Origin of the sequence: Variovorax sp. OV084, from assembly GCF_900111625.1 — a bacterium.
Lineage (GTDB): Bacteria > Pseudomonadota > Gammaproteobacteria > Burkholderiales > Burkholderiaceae_C > Variovorax.
Map to the genome: position 1 here is coordinate 1 of NZ_FOII01000018.1, position 25,482 is coordinate 25,482.

Here is a 25,482-nt window from a genome sequence, read left to right on the forward strand (position 1 = left end):
GGGCCCCGAGTTCAATTCCGGTAAGGCCTTTGTGTTCAACCCGCTCTAACGAGCGCAGGTCATCTTCGGAAGATTCATCGTCCGCAAGAAGACGATTTTCATACGCGCCTGCATCCTCATCAGACGCGACAAAGAAGTCAGTGAGCATTCCCATGTTTGGTTCCTATCTTCGTGATGAAAGACCATGAAAGAGGTCTTTGGACATTGAGCGGATAAGCATTCTGGCCAAATTTAGCCGCCACGGCGACCGTCTGCTTCTGGCCGAACTTTGCCATCGAGGGCGCACGGCTGTGAGCGTGCCCCCTCATTCGCGTTGAAAGCCCCTGCAGAGCTCGAGAAAGTCTGCGGCAACCGGCATGGCAGCCTCCGGCTCCATACCAATCATAGGCAGCAAGAAAATTGCTCCAGCGTTGTCGAACGCGAAGACCTCGCCGCCGCCGTCCCCGGCAAAGGCGATAAAGCCTGGGGCGCATGCATCGACCTCCATGGCTTCGTTGGCAGATGCCGCTTCTTCCTCCCCCAGAGGATGATGTCGCCCTCATGCGTTGCTGTGACAACCCGGCCCTCGAACAGCTCATTCGTGGTGACCTATTGGCGGTATTCTGGTGGCAATTTGGCAAGCATGTTGGATGTCTTGTTCTGGCCGGATTGCGTCAAGCCAAGCCCCCTATGCCGCACTGCGGGCCAGCAATCCAAGCTCTCTTAAATGCTCCACTGCACGACTGGCAACCCGCTCTTTGTATTTGAAGTCGCCCGAGCGGGAGCGCCATCGAACTCGACTGCCGTCGTGGAGGTGAAATGTCAGTTGGTGCCGCCGCGACATAAAGGCCCACTTCAGCCCATAGATCCCGGCAAGCCCAAGCAGACCGACCCGGATGGTCGTCCCTGGCTCAAGGCTGTCCCAATAAACCCCCAAGTAGTAGAAGATGCCAACTAGTAGAAGCAGCACCAGTACGCCCGCCACGATTCGCGTTGCCGCCAAGCCGCTCTCGTATTCCACTCTGGAAATGCTGGATGCAGGCACTACCTCAATTCTGTACGGACTCTTTATCGAAAGTTGCTTGCGAACGACCCTCAAGCCGTCGGAACCAATGCTCACCACCTGGCCGATGTAGTACGCATAGTCTTCAGGCAGTGCAAAGATGGCGAAGGTTTGCTCTTCCTCGAGTCGTTTTCTTTCGCTTTCCATGATCTCCTTGCGTTGTGAACGAAGCTGCGCTTGCCTAGCCACGATTGGCGAGCTTCAATACTTTGGACTTCCTAGCGATTGATTGTTGACGCGCCTTCAGTTGGTGTGCACGCGCTTTCATTGCCGCGATACCAATCTGTTCGACTAGTGTTGTGAGCATGCTGCGAAGGTCTGCTTTCCGGCGATCTAGGTAAGGTCGCTGTACGACATTCATGCCCGACTGGAGCCTCGCGCACGGCCCTCGCAACAAGGCCCGAAGCCGACGGACATGGTTCATGGCGATCTTTTCATTGCGCACCGCCCTCGCCTGCGGCAGCACGCAACGACTGAATCGTAGCCTCGGCCGTTTCGACGCGCCGCTGCAGTTCTTCATTAACTAGCCGCACCAGAGCGCCGAGTTCGGCGCGCGTCGGATAGACCTCTTCCGTATCGCTCATCCTCTGCGGAACGATGAGCTTTTCAAGACACGCATAGGCGCGATGCACAGCGTGAAAGCTGTCGATGTCATCGCACGCCTGCAGCACAAGCGCTTCAACGCTGGCAGTTTCAGAAGATTCGGGAAACGAAGAGACGAGCGCAGAAGCGCGAGCAGATGCAGCCATGAATGGCCTCCAAGGGTTTCGGTTTGCTGAAACCGACACCCCCGAGTCCAAGCGGAGGCGGCGGCTCGACGGGTTGGACTACCGGGAAACCACTTGCGTGAAACCGGCCGGGCTTGCGCCCGCCCATCGAGCCGCCAAAACTGGAAGCACGAACGACGAAGCCGCAGACCCTGCGGGGTGACTGCGGCTTGCGTCGCAGTGATTTCAACGGGAGTCCAAGCCCGATCACGCCTCTTTTTGACGTGACCGGCGCAGTATAGCCACGGGTAACGGCATGCCCCTACGCCCTAGGGCTTCAACACAATTCAATGGTCTGCCGCAGCAACCCTGTTTGCTCAGCACTCGGCCCGACGAAGATCTCGACTTCGCCCGCCTCGAACAAGGGCTGCAGGTCCGGCCCGAGGTAGCGCAACTCGGCCGCCGGCAGTTCCAGGTTCACCAAGCCGGCTTCGCCCGGCATCAATCGCAGCTTCGCGTAGCCCTTGAGTTCCAGCAACGGCCGGGTGACACGGCTCCGCTTGCCGCGAACGAACAGGAAGACAGTTTCTTCAGCCTCACGCGCACCAACGTTGCGCAGCCTGACGCTGATCTTCAGCGCGTCCTGCTCGCGCACGCGTCGCGGCTCTACCTGAAGCTCGTCGTAGACAAACCGGCCGAAGGTCAAGCCGTGGCCGAAGGCATACAGCGGCGAATTTTCGACGTCCTGGTACCTGCTCGTGAAGTAGTCGGCGGGATTCATCGGCCGGCCGGTGGGACGCTGGCCGAAGTAGATCGGCAGCTGCCCGACGGCGCGCGGCCAGCTCATCGGCGTGCGGCCACTTGGCGTTGCCTGGCCCGTGACCACATCGGCGATCGCATGGCCGGCTTCGATACCGAGGAACCACGCAGCCAGCAGCGCATCGGCGTGTTCGGACAGCCAGGGCACGACGAGCGGGCGGCCCGAGAACAAGATTGCGACGACGGGGATGCCGAGCGCCTTTGCACGTGCCGTCACCGCTTCGGCCAGGGCCTGTTGTCGACCGGGAAGCGCGGGCGTGGCGCGGCTCGCGGCCTCGCCGCTCATGGTGGCACGCTCGCCCAGGCACAGCAGAACGGCGTCGGCGCCATCGCACAGCAGGGCGGCAGCTTCGATGCCGCTGTCGTCATCACTCTCGATGGCGACGCCGGGTGCATGGCGTATGTCGGTCTGCGGCAGCGCGGCGCGCAAGCCGGCAAGCACGCTGACGGCCGGCTCGTGTTCGCCGGCACCCCACCACGGGCCTTTCATCTCGGTGCTTGCGTCGGCCAGCGGGCCGATGACGCACAGTGCCTTCGCCGCAGCTGGCAAAGGCAGGGTGTCGCGCTCGTTCTTCAGCATGACGATGGCCTTGCGCGCGGCGTCGCGCGCCACCGCGTGCCGCTCGGCGACAACCGCCGCGAGTTCGGGTGTCGCGCCGCGGCGGTAAGGGTCGTCGAACAGGCCGAGCTGCTCCTTGAGCCGCAGCACGCGGCGCACGCTCGCGTCGATCTCTTCGATCGTCACCCGTCCCTGCGCGAGCGCGATGGGCAGACCCTTGCGATACGCGTCGGCCATCATGTCGATGTCGACGCCGGCCTTCAGCGCCAGTACTGCGGCATCGACGAGATCGGCCGCGACGCCGTGCTTGATCAATTCCGCGATCGCGTTGTAGTCGCTGACGATGACGCCGTCCCAGCCCATCTCGCCGCGCAGCCAGTCGCGCAGCAAGGGGATGTGCGCAGTCATCGGCACGCCGTTGAGATCGGTGAAGGCGGGCATCAGCGTTGCAACGCCGGCGCGCACCGCTGCTGCGAAGCCTGGCAGATGCACCTCGTGCAAGGTGCGCTCGGAGATGTCCACGGCGGCGTACTCCCGCCCTGCGGTGACTGCGCCGTATGCGACGAAATGCTTCGCGCAGGCGGCCAGCGAATCGGCCGATGAAAGGTCTGCCCCCTGGAACCCGCGCACCTTGGCCTGCGCGATGCGTGCGTTAAGCCAAGGGTCTTCGCCGGGTCCTTCCGCGGTACGGCCCCAGCGGGGATCGCGCGATACATCGAGCATCGGCGCAAAAGTCATCGCCAAGCCGTCGGCAGCGCCTTCGCGTGCGGCCTCCCGCGCCGTGCGCTCCCAGAGGTCTTCGTCGAAGGTGCCGGCCTCCGCAAGCGGGATCGGAAAGAGCGTGCGATGGCCATGAATGATGTCCAGGCCGATCAGCAGCGGAATGCCGAGCCGCGACTTCTCGACGGCCAGTCGCTGCATCTCGTGCGTGTGACCGGCGCCGACCATGTTCAGCAGATTGCCGACGGTGCCGTCGATGATCGACTGCGTGGAGTCTCCCGCGAGCACCGGCCCGGTGATCGTGTAGCCGGAGGCAGTCATCGTCAGTTGACCCAGCTTTTCGGCTAGCGTCATCCGGGCCATGAGAGTATCGATGCGACTCATCAGGGATTTCGAATAGAACCCAGGGGGCCTAATGATGGCATGCTGCGGGCGAAGAGCCCTCAGCCGCGTGGCGTCGCCGATGATTCGGTGAAACCAAACGTGACACCCGGGACAACAACGAAAGGAACCGTTCGTGTTGATGGATGACAGGAACCCGAGGGCACTGGCAGCCCTGCCCGATGAAGCCTTGATCGACGCCGTGCAGCGGCAGACCTTCCGCTATTTCTGGGACGGTGCGGATGCCGACAGCGGCCTGGCGCTCGACCGCCGCACGCTCGTCGGCGCCACGGGCGAAGACCTGCCCGATGACAGGGTCGCGATCGGCGGGACGGGCTTCGGCATCATGGCCATGATCGTCGCGGTGGAGCGCGGCTGGGTCACGCGGGACGCAGCGCTGGAGCGCCTGGGGCGCATGCGGGACGCCCTCTTTCGCGCCAGGCGCTACCACGGCGCCTTCCCCCACTTCATGGACGCAGCGAGCGGCGAGACGATCCCGATGAGCCCAAAGGACGACGCGGGCGATCTGGTCGAGACCTCGTTCCTCTGCATGGGCCTGCTCTGTGCGCGCCAGTATTTCAGCGAAGACACGGCCGCGGCGCGCCGGTTGCGCAGCGACATCGACACGCTGTGGCACGAGGTCGAATGGAACTGGTTCACCCAGAGCGGGCGGGACGTGCTGTATTGGCACTGGAGCCCGAACCACGGCTGGGCGATGAACCATGAAGTGCGCGGCTGGAACGAGTGCCTCATCAGCTACCTGCTGGCTGCGGCCGCGCCGCGCCATGCGATCGATCCGCGGGTGTACCACCGCGGCTTCGCGGCGGGGGCCGGTTTCCTCAACGGCCGGTCGTACTACGGCATCGAGATACCGCTGGGCATGCCGTACGGCGGCCCGCTGTTCTTCACGCACTACTCGTTCTGCGGCCTCGATCCGCACGGCCTGAAGGATCGCTACGCCGACTACTGGGACCTCAACTGCCGCCACCTGCAGATCAACCGTGCGCACTGCATCGCCAATCCTCATGGCCATCCGGGCTACGGTGAATCGTGCTGGGGCCTGACCGCCAGCGACGACCCCGACGGCTACCTCGCGCACGCCCCGGACATCGACAACGGCACCATTTCGCCGACGGCTGCGCTGGCCAGCCTGCCGTATGCGCCCACCGAGGTGATGCAGGTTCTGCGGCATTTCCTCACCGTGCATGGCACGCGCTTGTGGAAGGACTACGGCTTCATCGATGCGTTCTGCGAACGGCGCGGTTGGTTCGCAGAGACATATCTCGCCATCGACCAGGGCCCGATCGTCGTGATGATGGAGAACCATCGCACGGGCCTTCTGTGGAAACTGTTCATGAGCGTGCCCGAAGTGCAGGCCGGGCTGCGCGCCCTGGACTTCAGCAGCCCGCACCTCGAGTCGCCTGCACCGTGACCTTCAGCGTGGCGAGCCAGCAAGACCCGGCTTTCGAGTCATGGCTCGAAAGACAGCTGTCCCATTCGGCGAGCGCGATGCTGCCCTGCATCTCGCCGGTGTCTATCGTCAAGCATCGCCCCGGCTTCGGTCAGACCATACGGCCGGTCGCCGGCGCCATCATTGCCTCGCCCGTACTCGGCAACTACGACCCGGACCCGGACTACTTCTTTCATTGGTTCCGGGACTCTGCTGTCGTCATCGATGCATTGCGCCTGCTCTACGTCGACGGACGCATCGGCGACGAAGCCCTGCAGCATCTGCGCGATTTCACCCGCTTCAGCCTTGCCGTGAACGGGCTCGACGGCCGCGCGGTTCCCGCGGAGCAGAGCCGCAGAGCGCGCGTGGCCCCCGAACTCCTGCAGTACCTGCGCGAAGACCATGACCTCGCGAGCGTCCACGGCGATGCCGTCGTCGCCGAAACGAGGGTGAACCCCGACGGTACGCTCGATGTCCTCCGCTGGGCGCGCCCCCAGCACGACGGGCCGCCATTGCGCGCGCTGGCGCTGCTGCGCTGGGCGGCCGGCGGGCACCTCGACGCGGCCCTGCTGGCGGAGGTCACGCCGCTGATTCGCTTCGACATCGACTTCACGCTGCGTCACTGGCGCGAGCCGTCATACGACATCTGGGAGGAAGAGCTCGGCCACCACTACTACACACTGCGCGTCGCAGGGGCCGCGCTGGCCGAAGGCGCGGCATGGCTGGAGGGCCTGGGCGACGCGGCGCTGGCGCAGCGCTGCCGGGAGGAGTCGCGGGCCGTGCAGCGCCTGCTCGACGACTACTGGGTGGACGAACGAGACGAACAGTCAGACGACCGCGACTCGACGCGCGGCTACTACCGTTCACGCGTGCTGGCAGACGGCCGGCCCAGTGCGAAGGCGCTGGACATCGCGGTGATCCTGTCGGCAATCCACAGCCTCGGCACCGAGGCCGCGCATGGCCCGGCCGATCCGCGCATGCAGGCCACGCTGACGCGACTCGACGCGCTGTTCGATGCAGCCTATCCGATCAACCACGGCCGCGCCGCAGGCCGTGGCGCGGCGATGGGGCGGTACGCCGGCGACGTGTACTACTCGGGCGGTGCGTACTTTTTCTCGACACTCGGCGCCGCCGAGTTCTGTTTCCGCGCCGCGGCGATGGGCGGCGATGCACGCCATTGGAACCAGTGGATGGGGCGCGGCGACGCCTACCTCGGTACCGTGCGCGCGTACACGCCGGCCGGTGGTGATCTGTCGGAACAGTTCGACCAGCGCAGCGGCGCGCAGACCTCGGCGAAGCAACTGGCATGGAGCCACGCCGCCTTCATTTCGTGTGTCTCGGCGCGCCGCATCGCGGCCGCCGCTTGTCAGGTGCCGCGGTAGCGATGAGCGCGAGGCCTGAGAACCGTGTCGAGCCGGCTGCAAGAGCCGGTGTCTTCCGTCAGGTCCGCGAGTTGCTCGGCGCCTTGCGAGTGTCTCCGGTCGCGAAAACGCTTGTCGTGCTGATGGGCGCGATCGTCGTGGTCGTCGCGCTCACGGCTTATGGGCAGATCGAACTCAATAGCTGGAACAAGCCGTTCTACGATGCGATCTCGCGTCGCGACCTGAGCGAATTCGTCGTGCAGGTAGGCGTCTTCGCCATCATTGCGGGCGTGCTGCTGGTCTTGAACGTCGCACAGAGGTGGCTGGGCGAAACCTTGCAGCTGAAGCTGCGCGAGGCCGTGGTCAATGACCTCGTGGGGCTGTGGCTGCAGCCGCGCCGGGCGTTCTGGCTCCAGGCCAGCGGCCCGATGGGGGCTCATCCGGATCAGCGCATGCACGACGACACGCTGAAGCTGTGCGATCTGTCGGTCACCCTCGGCGTGGGTCTGTTGCAGGCAGCGATGCTGTTCGGCAGCTTTGCGAGCGTGCTGTGGGTCATCTCCAAGGACTTCAGCCTCTTCTTCAACGGCGAGGACCACGTGTTGCCGGGCTTCATGTTGTGGGCGGCAATTGCCTATGCGATCGCCGGCTCGCTGCTCACCTACTGGGTCGGCAACGGCCTGATCTCGCGCAACGCCGAGCGCTACGCGCGTGAAGGCGAATTGCGCTTCTCGCTGACGCGCATCAACGAGCATCTGGACGGCATCTCCCTGGCTGGTGGCGAGGCCGACGAGAAGCGTCGCGTTGCCATGCATTTCGGCGACGTCTTGCGCGCCACGTCGCGCGTGGTGCTCGGGCTGACCAACCTGACCTGGGTCACCGCGGGCTTCGGCTGGGTCACCATCATCGCGCCGACGCTGGTGGCCGCCCCCCTCTACTTCTCCGGGAAGGTTTCGTTCGGCGGCTTGATGATGGCTGCCGCGGCCTTCACGCAGGCGCAGTCGTCGCTGCGCTGGTTCGTCGACAACTTCAGCATCATTGCCGACTGGCGCGCCACGCTGCTGCGTGTCACCGACCTGCGCCGGATGCTGGCCTCCGATCTGGAGGCACAGGCAGGCGGCAGCCGCATCGCCTACGAAGAGAGCGAAGCCGGGACGCTCGCGATCGAAGCGCTCGAGGTTCGCTCCTGGAGCGGCCACGATCAGCTGGACGACCCCAGTCTCGTCGTGCACCGCGGCCAGTGCGTCCTGATCCTCGGCACACCGGGCACGGAGAAGACCCTGCTGTTCCGGGCGCTCGCGGGCCTCTGGCCCTGGGGCTGCGGCACCGTGCGCCGGCCCGTCGGCGAGACGATCCACTACATGCCGCGCGGCACGCCCTACATTCCCCGCGGCACGCTGGCCGAAGTGCTGTCGTATGCGATGGAGCCATCGACCTATCCGAGAGAAGCCATGGTGGCCGCGCTGGCGAGTGTGGGCCTCCAGCGTTTGGAGCAATTGCTGAACAAGACGGGTCGCTGGGAGAGCGAGCTCAGCATGGACGAGCAGTTGCGGCTGGGCTTCGCCCGCGTGGTGCTGCAGGCGCCGCCCTGGCTGGTGATGGACGAAGCCTTCGGCGCATTCGACGACGACACGCTCGAACTCATCATCGACGCGCTGGGCAAGCTCACGCACACGGGCATTGTTCATATAGGCTCGGCCGGAGGAGCGCACGATCGGCTGTTCACGCGGGTGGTGCATCTGGTCAAGGCGCCGAACGCCGCACCCGAGGAGCAGCGACCATGAGACACCCCGGGTCAACCGTCAGTCGTGCGCGTCGCGCCCTCATGCGGCTGATTCTTGCGCTGCCCGCGTGGCCCACCTGGTCCCTGGCGGCCGATTTCGGCTTCCGGCCACCGCGCGATCCTGACGATGCCACCGCGGCGGACCTGATGCGGGATCTGGCCGAGCGCATCTTGCCGGTGTACCAGGAGGCGGACACCGATGTCTTCCTGGCCAACCTGACCGCCCTGCAGATCGTCAGCGGCGCCTACCGTGCAGCCTACGACAGCAGCGGCTCCCTGCGCAGCCGCCGTCAGGGCAAGCCGTTCGACGACCTGGTCCAGCGGGCGATCCTCGACGGCATCTATGCGCGTGCGCGCATGCTCGAAGCGGACGGGCGTCTCGGCTTCGCCGAAGCCTACGCGCGCTCGTTCCAGGAACTGGTGTCGCCGCTCGACAACGCGCAAGCCCAGGCCATCATGGCGCGGCTCGAAATCCCGCCGGCGGTGTACAGAGAGCCGCTGCGCCAGGCTTTCGATCTCTGGCGCGCGAAGGGCAGCCTCCCGCAGGCCGATGCGCTGGCGCTCGTGCGAACCTGGCTTTCGTACCAGTCGCGTCGCAGCTTCAGTGCGCTGCTGCCCGAATTGTTCGCTGCGGAAAACCGCAACCGCTACGTGGCGGAGGCCGACGTCAGGATTCCCGTGCGCGGAGGTGTCATTCATGCGAACCTGGTTCGGCCCGGCCGCGCGAATGGAACTCTGCCGACGCTGCTGCGCTTCACGCTCGATCCCGCCGAGGACGACGCACAGCACAGCGCCGCCAAAGGCTACGTCGGCGTCACGGCGTACGTGCGCGGACGCACCCCTGACGGCAAGGGCGCCGTGTGGCCGTTCGTTCGCGACGGCGAAGACGCCGCCGCCGTCATCGACTGGATTGCCCGGCAGGCGTGGAGCGACGGCCGCGTCGCCATGCTCGGCGACGGCTACTCCGGCTACGCCGCCTGGGCCGCCGCCCGCAGGAGACCGGCTGCCCTCAAGGCCATTGCCACGATCGCGCCGATGGCGCCGGGCATCGACTTCCCGATGGCCGGACAGATCTTCCGCAACGCCATGGTCCGCTGGGCGCAGGAGCACGCGACTGCCGAGCCCCTGCGGGCCGGCGTCGACGCCGACGCGGACCCGGACACGATGTGGCAGGCACTCGACGCACGCTGGCACCGTGGCAATCGCCCCTACTGGGACATAGACCGCGTCTTGCTGGGCAAGCGCAGCAGGTTGATCCGAACCTGGCTGACGCACCCGAGTCACGATCGCTACTGGCAGAAGTTCTTGCCGTCGGCGGAGCAGTTTGCGCGAATCGACATCCCGGTGCTCAGCTTTGCCGGCTACTACGGTGCCGATGCCGGCGCGCTCTACTACCACCACGAGCATCGTCGCAACCGGCCGCAGGCCGACACGACGCTGCTGCTCGGCCCCTACGACGCGGCCTCGATCCGGCGCGGCACGGCGCCGACGCTGCGCGGCTACACGCTCGACCCCGCCGCACGCATCGACCTGCCCGATCTGCGCTACCAATGGCTCGACCACATCCTGAAGGGCGCGAACAAGCCTCCCCTGCTGATGGATCGCGTCAACTACCAGGTGATGGGCGCGGACCAGTGGCGCCATGCGCCGACGCTGGACGCGCCGCAGCGCACCCGGCTGCGCCTTCACCTCGATACCCGCGAGCGCGACGACCCGCACCGCCTGTTGCCGTCGCCATCCGAAGGCGGTGGCAACGTGCGGCTCTCGGTCGATCTCGCCGATCGACGCGACGTGCGCACTCCGTGGCCGGACGCGCTGCGCGTGAAGCAACTGCCGGCGCGCAACAGCATCAGCTTTGTCAGTGATCCGCTCCCGGAGGGCACCGAGCTCATCGGCAGCTTGCGCGGCGTGTTCGACATCACGCCCTCGCGGCAGGACGTGGACTTCAACATCTCGCTGTACGAGCAGACGGCAAGCGGCGAATACCAGCTGCTGTTCGATCCCTACGACTTTCGCGCCAGCTACGCAGGCCATCGCATGCGTCGCCGGCTTCTGCGGGCCGGCGAGCGTCAGCTGCTTGCGTTCACCGCCGAACGCGTGACGGCCTGCAAGCTCGCGGCGGGCAGCCGCATCGTGCTGCTGATCGGCCTCAACAGGCGTCCCGACCGGCAGATCAACTACGGCAGCGGCAAGGACGTGAATTCGGAAACCATTGCCGACGCGAAATGGCCCATCCGGGTGCGCTGGCATGCGCGCAGCTACGTCGAAATCCAGACTGGCAAGTCTTGATCGCTCATCGTGTCGCCAGACCTTTGTCGTTCACGGCGCCAATAACGACGCCTTCGCAAGGCGCCAGCACCAGGGGCCCCTTGATGAACTCGGCGCGCGCAGGATCGGTCGATGCGAACACGATCGGTTGGTGCGGCATCAACGCCGGCGAAATCGGCGCCGGGGTGGTGCCGAAGTTCAAGAGCACTACCAGCCGCTGCCCTTCGTCGTTGCGCGCATAGGCGAGCACCTCGCCCCCGGTTTCAAGCGCTTCAAAGTTGCCCCGGTTCAGCGCGGGCTGCGCGCGGCGCAACGCGATGAGGCGCCGGTAGAGCGCCAGCATCGACCCTGCGTCGTGCGATTGCGCCTCCACATTGTTCGTGGGCCAGTCGGCTGCCAGGCGCAGCCACGGGGTACCGGTCGAGAAGCCCGCATGCTCTGCCGCGCTCCACTGCATGGGTGTTCGCTCCGGATCGCGACCCAGGCCCATGCCAGGCTTGTTCTTCTCGAACGGGTCCTGCACTTCATCGGCGGGAATGGGGACGTCCGTCATGCCGATCTCGTCACCATAGTAGAGCGTCGGCGTGCCGCGCAGCGTGAGCAGCAGCATGGCCGCGAGCCGCGCCATCTGTGGGCCGACGCGGCTCGCAATGCGAGGTCTGTCGTGATTGCCCAGCACCCAGTTCGGCTGGGCGCCGGCGGGCAAGGCGGCTTCGTAGTCGCGCACGAAGCGGTCGATGCGCGCCGCCCGCCACTCGGTCGCGATCAGCTGGAAGTTGAAGGGCAGCTGCACGCCTTCGAGCACACCTTCGGCGTTGAGTCCGTAATAGGCGACCAGGCGCGGGAGCGGCAGGTAGAGCTCGCCGATCAGCACGCGCGACGAGCGTGCGTCGCTGAACGCGTCGACCACGCGGCGCATCTCGGCCACGATCGGCTGCACCTCCGGCAGGTCGGTGTTGTAGAGCATCAGCCAGCGAAAAAATGGGTCCTGGCCCGGGGCGAAGTCCGGATTCGGCGGGTTGTCGCGGAACTGCGCGTCCTTGATGATTTGAGAGAGCACGTCGACACGGAATCCGTCGACGCCACGCCGAAGCCAGAAGCGCAGCACCTCGTACATCGCGGCTCGCACTTCGGGGTTGCGCCAGTTGAGGTCGGGCTGCTCCTTCAGGAACGAATGGCAGTAGTACTGGCCGGTGGTCGCATCGAAGGCCCAGGCCGGGCCGCCGAAATTGCTGAGCCAGTTGTTGGGCGGCCCGCCGCCCGGCGCCGGGTCGCGCCAGATGTACCAGTCGCGTCGCGGATCGCTGCGTGCGCTGCGGCTCTGCACGAACCACGGATGACGGTCCGACGTGTGGTTGGGCACGAAGTCCAGGATGAGCTTGAGCTCTCGCGCGTGGGCCTCCTGCACCAGCGCATCGAAGCCGTCCAGCGTGCCGAAGTGCGGATCGACGTCGCAAAAATCGGAGATGTCGTACCCGAAGTCGGCCATCGGCGAGGGATAGATCGGCGAGATCCAGATGGCATCGACGCCGAGCGAGACCAGATGATCCAGCCGGGCGCGGATTCCGCCCAGGTCCCCGATGCCATCGCCGTTGCTGTCCTGGAACGAACGCGGGTAGACCTGATAGACGATTCCGCACTTCCACCAGTCGTCGGCTGACATCTTGATCCCCTCATGCTCGGTTTCGGGTGGGTCCATTTTCTCCAGAAAGAAAACAGCTGACCTAGCCGTTCAGTACGAGAGACCCCTGCGGATACTGCGCGCACATGAAATCGACGAACGCCCGAACCTTCGGTGCAGGGAGTCGCCTCGACGTATGCAGGACCCAGAGCGCGACCTCCACGCCTGAAACCATGCCCCACTGAACCAGTTCTCCGCGCGTCAGCTGGTTCCATGCGATCGACTGCGGCATCAGGGCAACGCCAGCGCCGGCGATCGCAGCGTCGCGAATCATCAGGAACGAGGAAAGTCTGAGCCTCGGAATCGGCTCCAGGACAAGGCGTCCGTCGTCGAGCGTCCAGTTCGTGGGTTGAAAGCTTGTCGAGACGATGCCTGGGACCGGGCTGACCTTGCCTGGCATAGGCACGGGCACGGAGGGCGCGGCCACGACCACCAGCCGGTCTTTGGCAAAACACCGGCCGACGAGGCTGCTGTCCGGGCTTGGATTGATCCGGATTGCGGCGTCGAACTGCTCCTCGACGAGGTCCACCAGGCGATCGTCCGCCACCACCTCGCAGCTGACCTCGGGGTAGGCCGTGCAGAACTCGGCGGAGATGCGGCCCATCGCCAGCTGGGAGAACAGCACCGGCGAAGCGATGCGCAGGCGTCCGCGGGGCACCGACAAGCCCTCGCGCGCGGAAGTCATGGCGTCGGCCACCTCGTGCATCGGCCCTTCGGTGCGGTCCATCAGCATCTGCCCGGCTTCTGTGAGCTTGAGCCCGCGGGCGCTGCGCTCGATGAGCCGCACGCCGAGTTGCTCTTCCAGATCGGCAATGCGCCGGGACAAGGTCGCCTTCGATCTACCGCTCGCGCGGCTTGCTTTTCCGAGGCCGCCGTTCATTGCGACGAGCGCGAAGTCGCTCAGTGCGTTCAGATCCATGGTGTTCCGAAATTGAAACGAGGTGTCTTCATTTTCGGATCTTCGTTTTAACAATGCAACGACTTATCTTCTCCTTACCGCAACTTCAACAGGAGAAAACTGAAATGACCACCACCATCACTCAACGTGCCGTGCTTATCCGGGCCTATGGCGGTGCTGCCGCCGCCGAGGTCGCCGAGACCGCGAGGCCCACGGCCGGACAGGGCCAGGTCCTGGTGCGCGTCCGGGCGGCCGGCGTGAACGGCATCGACTGGAAGATTCGTGAAGGCTTCGTCCGGGACGCGTTCCCGCTTCAACTGCCCGCCGTGCTGGGTATCGAGCTTGCGGGTGTCGTCGAAGCGCTTGGCTCCGGCGCCTCGCGTTTTCGCGTGGGCGATCGCGTCATGGGCCCGCTGGGCGGCCTGGGTGCCTATGCCGAGTTCGTGGCAGTCGACGAGGCGAAGCTCGTACGCACGCCGCAAGGCCTGGACGACGTCCATGCGGCCGCCGTCCCCGTCGCGGCCGTGGCCGCCTGGCAAAGCCTGCACCACGCGGGTCCGATCGCCGCAGGCCAGCGAATCCTCATCCATGGTGCAGCCGGAGGGCTGGGCGGCTATGCCGTGCAGTACGCCAAGCAGGCAGGCGCCGAAGTCTTCGCGACGGCGTCTACCGCCCACGTCGAGTACGTGCGCAGCCTGGGCGCGGACCACGTCATCGACTACCGCACCGAACGCTTCGAGTCGGTCGCACGCGACATCGACCTTGTGCTCGACTACGTCGGCGGCGAAGTGCTCGATCGCTCGTGGCAGGTGCTGACGAAAGACGGCGCGATCGTCGGCACGTCCTCGCCTGACATCCTTGTACGCACGCCTCCCGGCCGCCGCGGACTGTGGTTCATGAGCAAGCCGGACGCGGCGCTCCTGGAACGGCTGGCGGCAGAGATCGCCGGAGGCACGCTGATTTCGAAGCTCGACGAAGTCGTGGGCTTCGGCGACATCCCCGCCGCCATCGAACGCAATCGCACCGACCCGCGCATCGGCAAGGTCGTTGCGGACTTCTCGCGCTGATCGATCTTTTCATCACCCACCAACCTCCCAGGAGATTTCCATGAGCATTCTCGTCACCGGTGCCACCGGCACCATCGGTTCCCTCGTCGTCCAAGGCCTGGCCAGTGCCGGCGCCGAAGTCAGCGCCTTCGTTCGCACACCCGGAAAGCAGGGCTTTCCGACCGGCGTCAAGGAGGTCGTCGGCGACCTGACCGACGTGCCCTCATTGCGCGCGGCACTGTCTTCGGTGCGCACGCTGTTCCTGCTGAACGCCGTCACGCCCGACGAAGTGACCCAGGCCCTCGTCGCGCTGAACCTGGCGCGCGAAGCTGGCATCGAGCGCATCGTCTACCTCTCGGTCATCCATGCAGACAAGTTCACCGATGTGCCGCACTTCACCGGCAAGCACACGGTCGAGCGAATGATCGAGAGCCTCGACATTCCGGCAACCGTCCTTCGGCCGGCCTACTTCATGCAGAACGAGCGCATGGTCCAGCAGGTGATCCAGGGCTACGGCGTCTACCCGATGCCGATCGGCTCCACGGGCGTCGCGATGATCGATGCACGAGACATCGCGGACGCCGCCGTCGCCGAACTGCTGCGCCGCGATCGCGCGACCGCGCCGGCACCACGCGTGATGCTGGAGCTGGTCGGGCCCGAGCTGTTGACCGGAGAGTCGGTGGCCAAGATCTGGAGTGCTGCGCTCGGTCGTGAAGTGGCTTACGGCGGAGACGACGTGGCGGCCTTCGAAGCGCAGATGGCCACATCGGGGCCGTCCTGGCTTGCCTACGATATGCGCCTGATGATGGCCGGGATCCAGAAGTTCGGCATGCATGGCGCGGACGGCGCCGCGGATCGCCTGCAGGCCATCCTCGGGCGTCCTCTGCGCAAGTACACCGACTTCGTCAAGGAGGCCGTAGCCGCGTCGTAGGCTGCGTGCTTCGCGTACGTCGGCTGGGACCGCATCACACGCTGCGCTCTGGGGACCTGATGTCCGTTCCGTGCGCGGCGGTTACTGGCATTTGGCGGCAAAGCGCGGGTGAGTACTATCGGCTAGGAGCGGCCAGTCGCCCCGTTGGGAAAACTTAGCCCACAACCAGTCATTCGGGAGAAATATGCACTTCGAAACCAGCGATGAGTTGCTGAACTTTGTAGAGGACTGGGTAGGCTTCAGCGGTCCAGGATATGACTACGACGCTAAAGGGCTACTCCTCCTGCTGAGAGCAAGTCTTAGAAACATGCAGAAGCATTTCATTGAAGGCGACTTCGAGGACCTGAAGGACTTTTTCAGCGATGAAGAGCGGGGGATTCTGAGCAAGCTCTTGCACTCGTGCGAGTGAATCAAAAATGACGCCAGCCGATCAGAACCAGTCGTTCAGAGTTTCGGTTGAGCAGCTGTCGCTCTACTAGCTCCGAGCCACTGGCGAGACAATCTTTGCATGACATACGACAAGAATCTTTCACCGGTGGGCTGGTATGCGGTTTCGTACCTGCTGCGCTTCGTGGAGTTGAATGACGACAGAAAGGACGATGATGAAGCTCGATTCATGTCGTGGGAGAACACAATTCTTGTGCGTGCGCGAACCCTTGACGATGCCTATAAAAAGGGCATGACGGTTGCTCGCGCGAATGCGAAGCCATACAAGGGTGGTCCGGAAGGCGTACCTGTTCAATGGAAGTTGGTGGGTATCACCGATGTCCTCCCAATCTACGAGAAGCTGGGAGACGGGGCGGAAATCTTATGGACCGAGCGCGCCCCTCGAAAGCTCAAGAATCTCAAGCAAATGGTTAGGCCGAAGGGCTCTTTCCGGCAGTAGCCGCAAGCCCTGCTGCAGGGGCGGCGAAGCTGAACTGGAGGTCCGCTTGCGGGATAAACCTATGCCTCCTTCGGGCCCCAAGCGGATGTAGCGAGTGCAACGTGGGCCATCGCCAAGCGGCCAGTCACCGTAATAGGCGTTTCGCGAAGATCGCCCGGTGTTTCGCGGTTCGATTAAGCGCTGACAGCATGGACGCCAGTCACGGTATCCGAGTCACAGGGACGGTGAGATAGCCTGCAGCACATCGTTGAACACGCCGTACTGCAACTTGAATGCCTGCGGGCTGTAGTCCTGGTAGTAGCCTGCCGTCACGGCAACGACGAGATCGAGCTCGGGCACGATGCGGATCGATTGCCCGCCTCGACCGAGCGCACCGATCCAGCGGACTATTCGTCGGTGCGCTCTGGCATGGCCGCTCCACCAAAGGTAGCCGTAGTCCTGGTCGTCCGTTGCCTGGATGAGCGACGCGGTGGAAGCTTCGATCCAGCCCTTCGACACGATCTGGCGTCCATCCCAGCGACCGCCCGCCAGCACGAGCTGTCCGATCTTCGCCATGTCCCGTGGACGCATGCGAAGGCCTCCGCCGGCGTCGCTGTCTCTGCCCATTCGGCTCCATTCTTCGCCGGAGATGCCCAGGGGCTCCAGCAGGCTCGTTCGCGCGAACTCGTCGAGCGGTCTGCCGGTGGCCCGATGCAGGATCGCTGATATAAGCGCCAGCGCGCCGGTACTGTAGAAGAACTGCTGCCCAGCCGCCGCGACAGTTCGGCGCGTGAGCACGTAGCGGCACGGATCGCCCGAAAAATACATGCGCGTTTCGTCGTTCGCGAGATCGCCGGTCGCGGGCGTTGACTCGATCCATTCGAGACCGAGCGTCATGCCGAGCGCGTGCCGCAGCAACAGGCGATCCGATTCTGGCGTTCGCAGGTCTGCGAGTTCGGGGAAGAAGCCAAGGATCGGCTCGTCGACGCCATGGATCAGCCCCCGGTCGATCGCGATGCCGACGGCGAGCGACGCGACGCTCTTCGTCGCTGACTTCATTGCATGGCGCATGCCGGCGTTGAAGACGACGTTCTCCACACGGCTGCCGAAAAAGCTGGTCGGCACCTGATCGCTGCCTTGGAGGTAGCGCTCGAAAACGAGCCTGCCGCGATGCACGACAAGAACCGAGTGAATGTTCGAGCCCGAAGCCGCAAGCCGATCGGCCATCTTGCTGAGTGCGGTGGTGTCAACGAGCTTGCCGTCGTCGCCCGCGGCGATGTTCCAGTCATCTTCTCGCGAAGTTTTTGCGGCGAAGCCTCCGATCGAATGGGTGCACGCTGACCCGCCGAGTGAGGCGAGCGCAGTGCCAACAAGAACGAACTCACGGCGTTTCATGCCACGTCTACGGCGGAAGGTGTATTGATGTTATGCGGCGAAGGCTGCGCGCGTCAATCGCCTACTCCTCCGAGTTAGCGATCCCACACCTTTTGAATGAGGATAGAGCATCGCCGAAGCAGCCATTCGCGATTGGCCGCTTGTGGCCGCACGGGAAGTCTGCGCAAAGGGCCCAGCGACGTTCTCGAAAGCGGATGCTTAGGATTCCGCCGGGTACGCCTGGTTGACGGGAGCCGACCCTTGAGCCTTACATTCCAGTAGGTCTCGCTGGCAATCCTGCTGCTGCGTTTTGCCGGGAGAGCATGGCGGGCGCATCTCGCATCGAAGGTCGAGCTCGCTCCTCGCTCAACCTATGCCACAAGACATGCAAGGTTTGATCGTTTGACAGTCGCTTGCCGAGCCTCATCTGCCATGAAATATTCACGCCACCTTCCTGTTCTTTTCGCCGCGGTCGCATGCACCCACATTGGCGCTCAAACAACGGGCGCCGCATCGCATGGGTTCATTGCTGAATCCAATGACGCCGTGTTCAAAGCTTGCGCCGTCGCCCCGACAGCGAATGGAGCGTGCCCGCTCGATGCGGTCTTTGGGCTCTTCAAGCTCGCGCCCAACAACGACGTGCTGGACTTCAAGGTTTCGAACACCGTGCCACGGGCGATCAACCAAAACTACGGTTGGATCCTGAAACTCAACCGGAAATCTGGCAAGGTCCGCGTTCTCGAACGCGTGACATTGCCGGAAACCCCGAAGACGTGGGGCAGCGGTGGCCAGCCTTACGGTACGTCGGCGGATCGCAAGACTATTTCGCTGGACGTGACCCTGACCATCTACGACGGCACCATTTCGAAGTCTTGGGACGTGGCCGATGGCGATCCTGCCGGCCACTACCTGATCAGCGCCTACGTCGAAGACTCCGCTCCGGTGCAGTTCGAGTTTGATGTCATCGATCCAAAATGACCAACTGCCGTAGACCTGTGGGTTGAACTCGTTGCGGCTGGGCTGCCTGCCTCAGCTTCGAACGTCGGCCGCGAGGGAGCGCTTCTGACCGAATTCAGCCGCACAGCAGTGGCGCCGAGAGGCCCAAGACGGTCAACAAGCCAGTCCATTTCCGTTCGCTACCCGGCGCGGCACGGCAGGCGGGATTCAGTTGATGATCTCTCCCATGCCAACGCGTACGCGCTCCCTGAGCTGCCGGATGTACTCCGGATCGAAGAGTTCCCAGGTCTCCAGTTCGCCGACGATCCGAAGCGGCTCCCGGCTGCGGTACGAGCGTGTGGGATTGCCCGGAAACTTCTTGTCGGTGACGTTGGGATCGTCCTCGTAGGCGCCCGTGGGCTCGACGATGTAGACGCGGCCACGGCCGTCGCCCCTCGCCATTTCGGCAGCCAGCCCGGCGCCCTTGGGCCAGGCGGTGAAGTAGATGTGGTTCATGACGACGCGGCCGTCGTAGTTTGACCGAAAGCCGGCCGTGAGCAGATCGCCCACCTGAAGGTCCGCCCGCGTACCGTGGAAGTAGGGGCCGGCGTCCAAGATAGCCATGCAGCTCGCTCCTCTGCAGAAAGGAAAAGCCGCGGAGTCTACTCGTGTCGATCGTCACGGAAGCCGTCTCGCGTGAAGTCCGATCCAGGCCTGGGTATGCCCCTACACCCCACGGCCTCATCCTCGATGCTGGAACAATGCCTCCACCATGGACGGCCTCGATCTCATCAAAACATTCCGTGAAGTCGCGTTCCGGCGCAGCTTCTCCCGCGCGGCGATCTCGCTGGGCATGTCGAAAGCCACGGTGAGCCGCTATGTGGCGGAGCTCGAAACCCGCAGCGGCGTGCGCCTGCTGAACCGCTCCACCCGCTCCCTGAGCCTGACCGACGCCGGCCAGGTGCTGCTCGACCGCAGCACGCAACTGGTGACGATGGCCGAGAACACCCTGAACGACCTGCAGGCCCACGGCTCGCATCCGCGCGGTCGGCTACGCATGAGCGCGCCGCACGGACTTATCGCCGGCTGGCTCTCTGACGTGATCGCCGGGTTCATCAAGCTCTACCCCGACGTGTACGTGAGCCTGGTGTTCACCAACGACAACCTCGACCTGATCGAGGAAGGCATCGACATCCACCTGACGGGCGGGCGCATCGACGACATGAACCTGATCGTGCGCCGGCTGGTGCAGTTCGACATGGTGGTCTGCGCCACGCCGGCCTACTGGGCCCAGCGCGGCATGCCGCAGACGCCCGAAGACCTGGGCCGGCACGATGTGCTGAGCTTCTCGGCGAAGCCGACCACCCACCTGCCCTTCGAGACCGGCGGCAAGCCGTACGACGTGCCGGTGCACAGCCGCATGGAAGCCAACGACGCCGTGGCGCTGATCGAGCTGGCTCTGCGTGGCGTGGGCGTGGCCTATGTGCCCGAGCCGCTGGCGCAGTCGCACCTGGAGCGCGGGGCGCTGGTGCCGGTGCTGCGCGAGCACATGCCGCGCGAGCACTGGCTGTATGCCGCGTATTCGCAGCGCCGCCACAACAGCGCCGCGATGCGCGCGATGCTCGACTTCCTGGAGCAATCGATGGGCGCGCTGGCCGAAGGCCCGGCGCTGCCGCCACAGCAGCCCGTGCACATGGCACCGACTACATGCGCCCTTTCCAGGGCACCAGACGTCGCTCGAGCCACCGCATCAGCAGGTCGAACAGATAAGCAACCACCCCGATGACGATGATGCCCATGATGACGATGTCGGTGCGCAGGAAGTTCGACGCGTTCAGCACCATCTGACCCAGCCCCATGTTGGCCGCCACCATCTCGGCGGCCACCAGCGTGGTCCAGCCGAAGCCGATGGCGATGCGCATGCCCACAAGGATGTCGGGCAGTGCCGACGGCAATATCACGTGGCGGATCACCTGCATGTAGCTCGCGCCCATCGAGTACGCGGCGTTGATCTGCTCCTGTGAGGCACTGCGCATGCCAGAGCGCGCGGCCAATGCCAGCGGCGCGAAGCAGCTCAAAAAGATCAGCAGCACCTTCGGCAACTCGTCAATGCCAAACCAGATGATGATGAGTGGCAGGTATGCCAGCGGCGGCAGCGGCCGGTAGAACTCCAGAGGCGGATCGAAGATGCCGCGCCAGAAGCGGCTCATGCCCATCGCAATGCCCACTGGAATGGCGGTGACGCAGGCCAGGAAGAAGGCCGAGAACACCCGGAACATGCTCGCCAGGAAGTGCTGCCACAGCGGCTTGTCGTTGGCCTGGCCGGTGAGGTATTCGTAGAACTGCTGGAACACCGCCTGCGGCGTGGGCAGGAACAAAGGCTTGACCCAGCCCATGTTGGTGACGATGAACCACAGCGCCACCAGCGCCACAACGGTGACGATGCTGATGGCCACGCTCGAGCCCTCGCCCGGCACCTTGAAGGCGCTGGTCTTGAGCTTGGCGCCTGCTGCGGGTGCAGACAGCACTGGCGGGGTGGCGGGCTTGGAAGGCGGTGGCGTCATGGCGACGGGGGATGCGATCGACACCTCAGACATGGGCAACCTCGCGATGATGAATGATCGACAGCACTTCTTCACGCATGCGGATGAATTCGGGCTCCGATTTCACCTTGCGCGAATCGCCGTGCGAGAGGTACTGGCGCGAGAACGGCACGTCGTCGTAGACGTGCGATATGCGCCCGGGGCTCGGGCTCATCACGATCAGCCGGGTGGCGAGGAACAGCGCCTCTTCCACCGAGTGGGTGATGAAGAACACCATCTTGTTCGACTTGGACCAGGCTTGCAGAAGAATCTCTTGCACCTGTTCGCGCGTGAAAGCATCGAGCGCGCCCATGGGTTCGTCCATGAGCAGCACGGCCGGGTCGCTCGCGAGTGCGCGCGCAATGCCAACGCGCTGCTGCATGCCGCCAGACAACTCATACACCGCGCGGTCGGCGTATTTCTGCAGGCCGACGAGGCCCAGCTTTTCTTCAGCGATGCGGTCGCGCTCGGCCTTGCCCACGCCGGCCAGCCGCAGGCCCAGCGCCACGTTGTCGCGCACGTTGAGCCAAGGCATCAGCGCGTGCTTCTGGAACACCACGCCGCGATCAGCGCCGGGGCCGACTACCGGCTTTCCGTCCAACAGGATCTCGCCGGTCGATGGCGGCAGGAAGCCGGCGATGCTGTTGAGCAGCGTGGTCTTGCCGCAGCCCGAGGCGCCTAGCGCTACGACGAAGTCGCCGTCGTGCATCGTGAGGTTGACGGGGGCCAGCGCCTGCAGCGTGCCGCCCTTTACCGCGTAGTTGATCGTCAGGTCTCGGATGTCTAGCGTGGGCATTTCAGATCTCCGCTTTCCGTTCGTTGCTACTTGCCCATTGCCTTCTCGACATAAGTAGTGGTCACGAACGCGCCGTAGTCAGGCTTCACCTCCTGCACCCGCCCCTGTTCCTTCAGGAAGGCCGCCGTGTTAGCCATCGCCTTGGCAGCACCACCGCCCAGCCACGTCGGCGAAACCTGCTCGGCCATCGTCGGGAAGGTGTACAGCGCCATGGCCGCACCAACGTCCTTCGGATCGGCCTTGGTCCACTTGGCCATGGCCTTGGTCTGCGGCGAGTCGGGCGTCCAGCTCTTGCCCGTTGCCTTGTATTCCTCGTTCGCGCGGTTGAGTGCCTTCACGAAGGCGATCATGAAGGGCTCGTTGGCGGCCGCCCACTTGGCGTTGACCACGATGCCCTCGAAGGTGGGAGCGCCGCGCTTGCCGATGCTGCCCGAGGTGGCGATGGTCTTGCCGCTGGCCTTGATCTTCGAGAGCACCGGGTCCCAGATGAAAGTGGCGTCGATGTCGCCGCGCTCCCATGCGGCCGCGATCTCCGGCGGGCGCATGTTCATCACATTCACGCTCTTGGGGTCGACGCCGTCCATCTTCATGCCGGCCATGAGCTGGTAGTGCGCGGTCGACACGAAGGGCGTGGCCACTTTCTTGCCGGCCAGGTCCTTCATGCTGTTGATGCCCGATGCATTGCGCGCGATGAGCGCTTCCGCATTCGCGATATCGGCGGAGATCCAGAACAGCTTGATGTCCTGCCCCTGGCTGGCCGCGGCCGTCAGCGGGCTGGAGCCGGTTTCACCCATCTGCACGTCGCCTGAAGCCATCGCGCGGATCACGTCGCCGCCGCCCGCGAACATGCGCCAGTTGATCTTGTAGCCCGTGGCCTTCTCGACCTCGCCGGACTCCATGACGAGGCGCAGTGGAACCAGCATGTCCTGGTGGGCGAAGGTGAGTTCCTTGGCCTGCTGTGCGGAAGCGGTGCCGCACAAGGCTGCCAGCGTGGTGGCCAGCACGGCGAGTTGCAGGGGGAGACGGCGGGACATGGTCATCGGGTTTCTCCAGTAGGTGAATCTCGCAGCGACTTTGCACGCATCGCCTCCAGCCAGGAAGTACCAGCACCGGGGCGGGCATGGAGCCAGCCGATGGGTGAATACCCTTGTTCTGGTGCACATGGCACTCAGACGGGGCGTTGCCTCCCCCGAACTCTTCAGCCGGTCAGTGGGTCCGGCCGCCCGCCGGCCGCTTCTCACCGCGCGCCAAAGCCAGTTCTTCCACCGCTATTCCCAGGGCCCGGATCCCCGCCGGAATCTGCGAGGCCGCAATGGAAGACAGGCGCAGCCGGAAGAAGGGACACGGATACGGCGGCTTGGCAAAGAACACATCGCCCGCCTCGATCAGCACCCCATGGTTGCGCGCCATCAGCGACAGCTCCGTGGCATCCACCCACGTCGGCGCCTGCACCCATATCGAAGCCCCGCCAGAAGGCAGCCGGAACTCGAAATCGGGCAGATGGTCTCGCAGCGCCTGGGCAGCCAGGGCAAGCCGCTCCTGCATCGCGTGGTTCACCCGCCGCGCATGCGACTCGTGGTGCCCCAGCGAGAGAAACAGCGCATACGCATGCTGAAGGAAGGCACTCGGGTGCCGCACCATCGCATGCCGGATCACGCGCAGCTCCTTGATGAGCGCACGCGGCGCCACGATAAAGCCCAGCCGCAAGGCAGGCGACAGGCTCTTCGACACCGACCCCACGTAGATCACCCGCCCCGTCTTGTCCAGGCTCTTGAGTGCGGGCATGGGCGTGCCTTCGTACAGGTTCTCGGCCTCGTAGTCGTCCTCGATGATCACGAAGTCCTGCAACTCGGCCTTGCGCAGCAGCCACTGGCGCCGTTCGAGGCTCAGCGTCGCGGTCGTGGGGCTCTGGTGCGAAGGCGTAACGAACAGGTAGTCCGCCGCCGGTAGCGCATCGACCACCAGCCCGTCTTCATCGACATCCACCTCCACCCACTTGGGCTGCCGCAGCGAGAAGCTGTTGCGTGCATGCGGATGCCCCGGCTCTTCCAGCCCCACGCGCGTCTGCTCGTCGAACAGCGCCTCGGCCAGCAGGTAGTAGGCATGCTGCGCGCCCATGGTCACGAGGATTTCTTCCTTGAGCGCGAACACGCCGCGCTTGGGCAAGAGGCGCGTGCGGATCTGCTCGATCAGGTCGGGCACGTCGTCGGTTTCGAAGTCGGGCGTCCAGTGCGGCAGCTGCGAGCGCGCCAGGCTGCGCGCGCAGCACTCGCGGAAGTCTTCAGTGGGAAAGAGCTGCGGGTCGTAGTTGCCGTAGACAAAAGGGTACGGATAGTCGCGCCACCGGTCGGGCTTCGACAGCGTTGGCTTGTCGACCAGCGAGCGCAGCACGCGACCCGACCAGTCGGGCGGCTGGCTCGCCTGCCCGCTGCGCCCGACCAGCGGCTCGGCATGCACGGCTGACAGCGGACGGGCATCGTGCGCCACGAACACCCCGCTGCGCGGACGCGCTTCCAGAAAGCCTTCGTCAATGAGCTGCAGGTACGCCGAGGTAACGGTATTGCGGCTCAGCCCCAGCAACGCCGCAAGCTCGCGCGACGAAGGCAGCGGCGCGCCGGGCGCCAGGTGCTCTTCAAGAATGGCCTGCACCACGGCGGCGCGCAAACGAGCCTGCAGCGGCAGCGCCGGTTGATCGGGCAGCGCGAAGAGCTGCGCCCACTGGGTGGCTCGCGGATTCGGGGGCATGGTGCGCCGCAGTTTAGGGCAGTGCACGCGGTTCGTGGTGCTCTGGCTCGGTCGAATCCTCCCAACTGGCCCTATCGCGCCGGCAGGCGGCTGCCTACTCTTGCCGCATCAATTTCCGGAGTTCCCGCGTGACCGCAATGCCTTCCACTTCAGTGACCACCGACACCCTTGCCGCCTTCAGCGACGCCTGGAACCGCCACGACATCGACGCCCTCATGAGCTTCATGACGGCCGACTGCATCTTCCAGACCGCCGCCGGCCCCGACGCCTGCGGCACCCGCCACGTTGGCACCGAGGCGGTGCGCAAGGCCTTTGCCGCAGCATGGCAGGCCGTGCCCGACGCGCAATGGATCAACGGCCTGCACTTCGTGCATGGAGACTTCGGCACCTCGCAATGGACCTTCACCGGCACCGCCGCCGACGGCAGCCGCATCGAGACCGACGGCATCGACGTCTTCACCTTCAAGGGCGGAAAGATCCACCTGAAGAACGTGTTCCGCAAGGCACGCCCGAACCTGCCCGCCGCGAAGTAGGCAAG

At 64.8% G+C, this 25,482-nt stretch carries 23 protein-coding genes; 11 read left to right on the plus strand and 12 right to left on the minus strand.

The genetic code is table 11. The features are described 5' to 3' along the window. Positions 1–304: 304 nt before the first annotated feature. The 4 genes from BMW87_RS28465 to BMW87_RS28480 all read right to left on the minus strand — a co-directional run bounded on the left by BMW87_RS28465 (position 305) and on the right by BMW87_RS28480 (position 4,210). Positions 305–487, minus strand: a complete 183-nt coding sequence (locus tag BMW87_RS28465) for a hypothetical protein (protein WP_093080705.1) — start codon at positions 485–487, stop codon at positions 305–307. 180 nt (positions 488–667) lie between these two features. Then, the gene (locus tag BMW87_RS28470) at positions 668–1,189 is read right to left on the minus strand and encodes a hypothetical protein (protein WP_093058439.1); all 522 of its coding nucleotides are present in this window, start codon (positions 1,187–1,189) and stop codon (positions 668–670) included. Positions 1,190–1,476: 287 nt separating this feature from the next. Beyond that, positions 1,477–1,791 carry a hypothetical protein gene (locus tag BMW87_RS35590; RefSeq protein WP_093080707.1) on the minus strand — a complete coding sequence of 105 codons (315 nt, stop codon included), beginning with the start codon at positions 1,789–1,791 and terminating at the stop codon, positions 1,477–1,479. 295 nt (positions 1,792–2,086) lie between these two features. Next, on the minus strand, positions 2,087–4,210 hold the full coding sequence (locus tag BMW87_RS28480; protein WP_256216954.1) for a glycoside hydrolase family 3 N-terminal domain-containing protein: 2,124 nt from the start codon (positions 4,208–4,210) through the stop codon (positions 2,087–2,089). Positions 4,211–4,370: 160 nt separating this feature from the next. Here BMW87_RS28480 and BMW87_RS28485 point away from each other — a divergent pair, with 160 nt between their 5' ends. From BMW87_RS28485 to BMW87_RS28500, 4 genes are read left to right on the plus strand one after another with little or no spacing between them, the layout of a single operon-like run. After that, entirely contained in the window at positions 4,371–5,660 is a 1,290-nt protein-coding gene (locus BMW87_RS28485; RefSeq protein ID WP_093080712.1) for a glucoamylase family protein, read from the plus strand. Then, positions 5,657–7,060 (plus strand): glycoside hydrolase family 15 protein, encoded by a 1,404-nt coding sequence (locus BMW87_RS28490; protein WP_093080715.1) that lies wholly within the window; start codon positions 5,657–5,659, stop codon positions 7,058–7,060. The genes BMW87_RS28485 and BMW87_RS28490 overlap by 4 nt, the downstream gene beginning before the upstream one ends. A gap of 2 nt (positions 7,061–7,062) precedes the next feature. Next, complete coding sequence (locus BMW87_RS28495; RefSeq protein ID WP_093080717.1) at positions 7,063–8,823, plus strand: ABC transporter ATP-binding protein/permease; 1,761 nt, start codon at positions 7,063–7,065, stop codon at positions 8,821–8,823. 41 nt (positions 8,824–8,864) lie between these two features. Continuing rightward, a complete protein-coding gene (locus tag BMW87_RS28500) occupies positions 8,865–11,111 on the plus strand; it encodes a CocE/NonD family hydrolase (RefSeq protein WP_256216955.1) in 2,247 nt (748 codons plus the stop codon). Positions 11,112–11,115: 4 nt separating this feature from the next. Here the strand turns inward: BMW87_RS28500 and BMW87_RS28505 are convergent, their stop codons facing one another. Both BMW87_RS28505 and BMW87_RS28510 read right to left on the minus strand, forming a co-directional pair. After that, positions 11,116–12,753 carry an alpha-amylase family glycosyl hydrolase gene (locus BMW87_RS28505; RefSeq protein ID WP_093080884.1) on the minus strand — a complete coding sequence of 546 codons (1,638 nt, stop codon included), beginning with the start codon at positions 12,751–12,753 and terminating at the stop codon, positions 11,116–11,118. A 61-nt stretch (positions 12,754–12,814) separates the two neighbouring features. Next, the gene (locus tag BMW87_RS28510) at positions 12,815–13,690 is read right to left on the minus strand and encodes a LysR family transcriptional regulator (protein WP_093080722.1); all 876 of its coding nucleotides are present in this window, start codon (positions 13,688–13,690) and stop codon (positions 12,815–12,817) included. Positions 13,691–13,794: 104 nt separating this feature from the next. Here BMW87_RS28510 and BMW87_RS28515 point away from each other — a divergent pair, with 104 nt between their 5' ends. The 4 genes from BMW87_RS28515 to BMW87_RS28530 all read left to right on the plus strand — a co-directional run bounded on the left by BMW87_RS28515 (position 13,795) and on the right by BMW87_RS28530 (position 16,532). Beyond that, positions 13,795–14,736: an NADP-dependent oxidoreductase gene (locus tag BMW87_RS28515; protein ID WP_093080725.1), complete on the plus strand. Its 942-nt coding sequence runs from the start codon at positions 13,795–13,797 to the stop codon at positions 14,734–14,736. 40 nt (positions 14,737–14,776) lie between these two features. Further along, entirely contained in the window at positions 14,777–15,646 is an 870-nt protein-coding gene (locus tag BMW87_RS28520; RefSeq protein ID WP_093080727.1) for an NmrA/HSCARG family protein, read from the plus strand. Between the two features lie 184 nt (positions 15,647–15,830). Then, a complete protein-coding gene (locus BMW87_RS28525) occupies positions 15,831–16,055 on the plus strand; it encodes a hypothetical protein (protein WP_093080730.1) in 225 nt (74 codons plus the stop codon). Between the two features lie 99 nt (positions 16,056–16,154). Further along, positions 16,155–16,532 carry a DUF4288 domain-containing protein gene (locus BMW87_RS28530; protein ID WP_093080732.1) on the plus strand — a complete coding sequence of 126 codons (378 nt, stop codon included), beginning with the start codon at positions 16,155–16,157 and terminating at the stop codon, positions 16,530–16,532. A 213-nt stretch (positions 16,533–16,745) separates the two neighbouring features. Here the strand turns inward: BMW87_RS28530 and BMW87_RS28535 are convergent, their stop codons facing one another. Next, positions 16,746–17,906 carry a serine hydrolase domain-containing protein gene (locus BMW87_RS28535; RefSeq protein WP_093080734.1) on the minus strand — a complete coding sequence of 387 codons (1,161 nt, stop codon included), beginning with the start codon at positions 17,904–17,906 and terminating at the stop codon, positions 16,746–16,748. 411 nt (positions 17,907–18,317) lie between these two features. Here BMW87_RS28535 and BMW87_RS28540 point away from each other — a divergent pair, with 411 nt between their 5' ends. Beyond that, on the plus strand, positions 18,318–18,863 hold the full coding sequence (locus BMW87_RS28540) for a hypothetical protein (RefSeq protein ID WP_143062619.1): 546 nt from the start codon (positions 18,318–18,320) through the stop codon (positions 18,861–18,863). A 186-nt stretch (positions 18,864–19,049) separates the two neighbouring features. On the opposite strand, the gene arr is transcribed toward BMW87_RS28540, so the two are convergent. Further along, positions 19,050–19,445 carry an NAD(+)--rifampin ADP-ribosyltransferase gene (arr, locus tag BMW87_RS28545; RefSeq protein WP_093080736.1) on the minus strand — a complete coding sequence of 132 codons (396 nt, stop codon included), beginning with the start codon at positions 19,443–19,445 and terminating at the stop codon, positions 19,050–19,052. Positions 19,446–19,593: 148 nt separating this feature from the next. On the opposite strand from arr, the gene BMW87_RS28550 reads away from it, so the two are divergent. Beyond that, positions 19,594–20,607, plus strand: a complete 1,014-nt coding sequence (locus tag BMW87_RS28550) for a LysR family transcriptional regulator (protein WP_093080739.1) — start codon at positions 19,594–19,596, stop codon at positions 20,605–20,607. Here the strand turns inward: BMW87_RS28550 and BMW87_RS28555 are convergent. From BMW87_RS28555 to BMW87_RS28570, 4 genes are all read right to left on the minus strand, one after another. After that, the gene (locus BMW87_RS28555) at positions 20,525–21,418 is read right to left on the minus strand and encodes an ABC transporter permease subunit (protein ID WP_093080741.1); all 894 of its coding nucleotides are present in this window, start codon (positions 21,416–21,418) and stop codon (positions 20,525–20,527) included. The two genes, BMW87_RS28550 and BMW87_RS28555, sit on opposite strands and share 83 nt — an antisense overlap. Continuing rightward, positions 21,411–22,199 carry a taurine ABC transporter ATP-binding protein gene (locus tag BMW87_RS28560; protein ID WP_093080744.1) on the minus strand — a complete coding sequence of 263 codons (789 nt, stop codon included), beginning with the start codon at positions 22,197–22,199 and terminating at the stop codon, positions 21,411–21,413. The genes BMW87_RS28555 and BMW87_RS28560 overlap by 8 nt, the downstream gene beginning before the upstream one ends. A 26-nt stretch (positions 22,200–22,225) precedes the next feature. Then, the gene (gene tauA / locus BMW87_RS28565) at positions 22,226–23,239 is read right to left on the minus strand and encodes a taurine ABC transporter substrate-binding protein (RefSeq protein ID WP_093058457.1); all 1,014 of its coding nucleotides are present in this window, start codon (positions 23,237–23,239) and stop codon (positions 22,226–22,228) included. Between the two features lie 166 nt (positions 23,240–23,405). Next, positions 23,406–24,944: a MocR-like pyridoxine biosynthesis transcription factor PdxR gene (locus BMW87_RS28570; RefSeq protein WP_093080746.1), complete on the minus strand. Its 1,539-nt coding sequence runs from the start codon at positions 24,942–24,944 to the stop codon at positions 23,406–23,408. Positions 24,945–25,081: 137 nt separating this feature from the next. Here BMW87_RS28570 and BMW87_RS28575 point away from each other — a divergent pair, with 137 nt between their 5' ends. Next, positions 25,082–25,477 carry a nuclear transport factor 2 family protein gene (locus BMW87_RS28575; RefSeq protein ID WP_093080749.1) on the plus strand — a complete coding sequence of 132 codons (396 nt, stop codon included), beginning with the start codon at positions 25,082–25,084 and terminating at the stop codon, positions 25,475–25,477. Positions 25,478–25,482: the final 5 nt, after the last annotated feature.

Bases quoted from the DNA above. Each gene is read 5' to 3' on its own strand.
- BMW87_RS28465 (WP_093080705.1), bottom strand. From the start codon at position 487: ATGGAGGTCGATGCATGCGCCCCAGGCTTTATCGCCTTTGCCGGGGAC.
- BMW87_RS28470 (WP_093058439.1), bottom strand. From the start codon at position 1,189: ATGGAAAGCGAAAGAAAACGACTCGAGGAAGAGCAAACCTTCGCCATC.
- BMW87_RS35590 (WP_093080707.1), bottom strand. From the start codon at position 1,791: ATGGCTGCATCTGCTCGCGCTTCTGCGCTCGTCTCTTCGTTTCCCGAA.
- BMW87_RS28480 (WP_256216954.1), bottom strand. From the start codon at position 4,210: ATGGCCCGGATGACGCTAGCCGAAAAGCTGGGTCAACTGACGATGACT.
- BMW87_RS28485 (WP_093080712.1), top strand. From the start codon at position 4,371: ATGGATGACAGGAACCCGAGGGCACTGGCAGCCCTGCCCGATGAAGCC.
- BMW87_RS28495 (WP_093080717.1), top strand. From the start codon at position 7,063: ATGAGCGCGAGGCCTGAGAACCGTGTCGAGCCGGCTGCAAGAGCCGGT.
- BMW87_RS28500 (WP_256216955.1), top strand. From the start codon at position 8,865: ATGCGGCTGATTCTTGCGCTGCCCGCGTGGCCCACCTGGTCCCTGGCG.
- BMW87_RS28505 (WP_093080884.1), bottom strand. From the start codon at position 12,753: ATGTCAGCCGACGACTGGTGGAAGTGCGGAATCGTCTATCAGGTCTAC.
- BMW87_RS28510 (WP_093080722.1), bottom strand. From the start codon at position 13,690: ATGGATCTGAACGCACTGAGCGACTTCGCGCTCGTCGCAATGAACGGC.
- BMW87_RS28515 (WP_093080725.1), top strand. From the start codon at position 13,795: ATGACCACCACCATCACTCAACGTGCCGTGCTTATCCGGGCCTATGGC.
- BMW87_RS28520 (WP_093080727.1), top strand. From the start codon at position 14,777: ATGAGCATTCTCGTCACCGGTGCCACCGGCACCATCGGTTCCCTCGTC.
- BMW87_RS28525 (WP_093080730.1), top strand. From the start codon at position 15,831: ATGCACTTCGAAACCAGCGATGAGTTGCTGAACTTTGTAGAGGACTGG.
- BMW87_RS28530 (WP_093080732.1), top strand. From the start codon at position 16,155: ATGACATACGACAAGAATCTTTCACCGGTGGGCTGGTATGCGGTTTCG.
- BMW87_RS28535 (WP_093080734.1), bottom strand. From the start codon at position 17,906: ATGAAACGCCGTGAGTTCGTTCTTGTTGGCACTGCGCTCGCCTCACTC.
- BMW87_RS28540 (WP_143062619.1), top strand. From the start codon at position 18,318: ATGAAATATTCACGCCACCTTCCTGTTCTTTTCGCCGCGGTCGCATGC.
- arr (WP_093080736.1), bottom strand. From the start codon at position 19,445: ATGGCTATCTTGGACGCCGGCCCCTACTTCCACGGTACGCGGGCGGAC.
- BMW87_RS28550 (WP_093080739.1), top strand. From the start codon at position 19,594: ATGGACGGCCTCGATCTCATCAAAACATTCCGTGAAGTCGCGTTCCGG.
- BMW87_RS28555 (WP_093080741.1), bottom strand. From the start codon at position 21,418: ATGTCTGAGGTGTCGATCGCATCCCCCGTCGCCATGACGCCACCGCCT.
- BMW87_RS28560 (WP_093080744.1), bottom strand. From the start codon at position 22,199: ATGCCCACGCTAGACATCCGAGACCTGACGATCAACTACGCGGTAAAG.
- tauA (WP_093058457.1), bottom strand. From the start codon at position 23,239: ATGACCATGTCCCGCCGTCTCCCCCTGCAACTCGCCGTGCTGGCCACC.
- BMW87_RS28570 (WP_093080746.1), bottom strand. From the start codon at position 24,944: ATGCCCCCGAATCCGCGAGCCACCCAGTGGGCGCAGCTCTTCGCGCTG.
- BMW87_RS28575 (WP_093080749.1), top strand. From the start codon at position 25,082: ATGCCTTCCACTTCAGTGACCACCGACACCCTTGCCGCCTTCAGCGAC.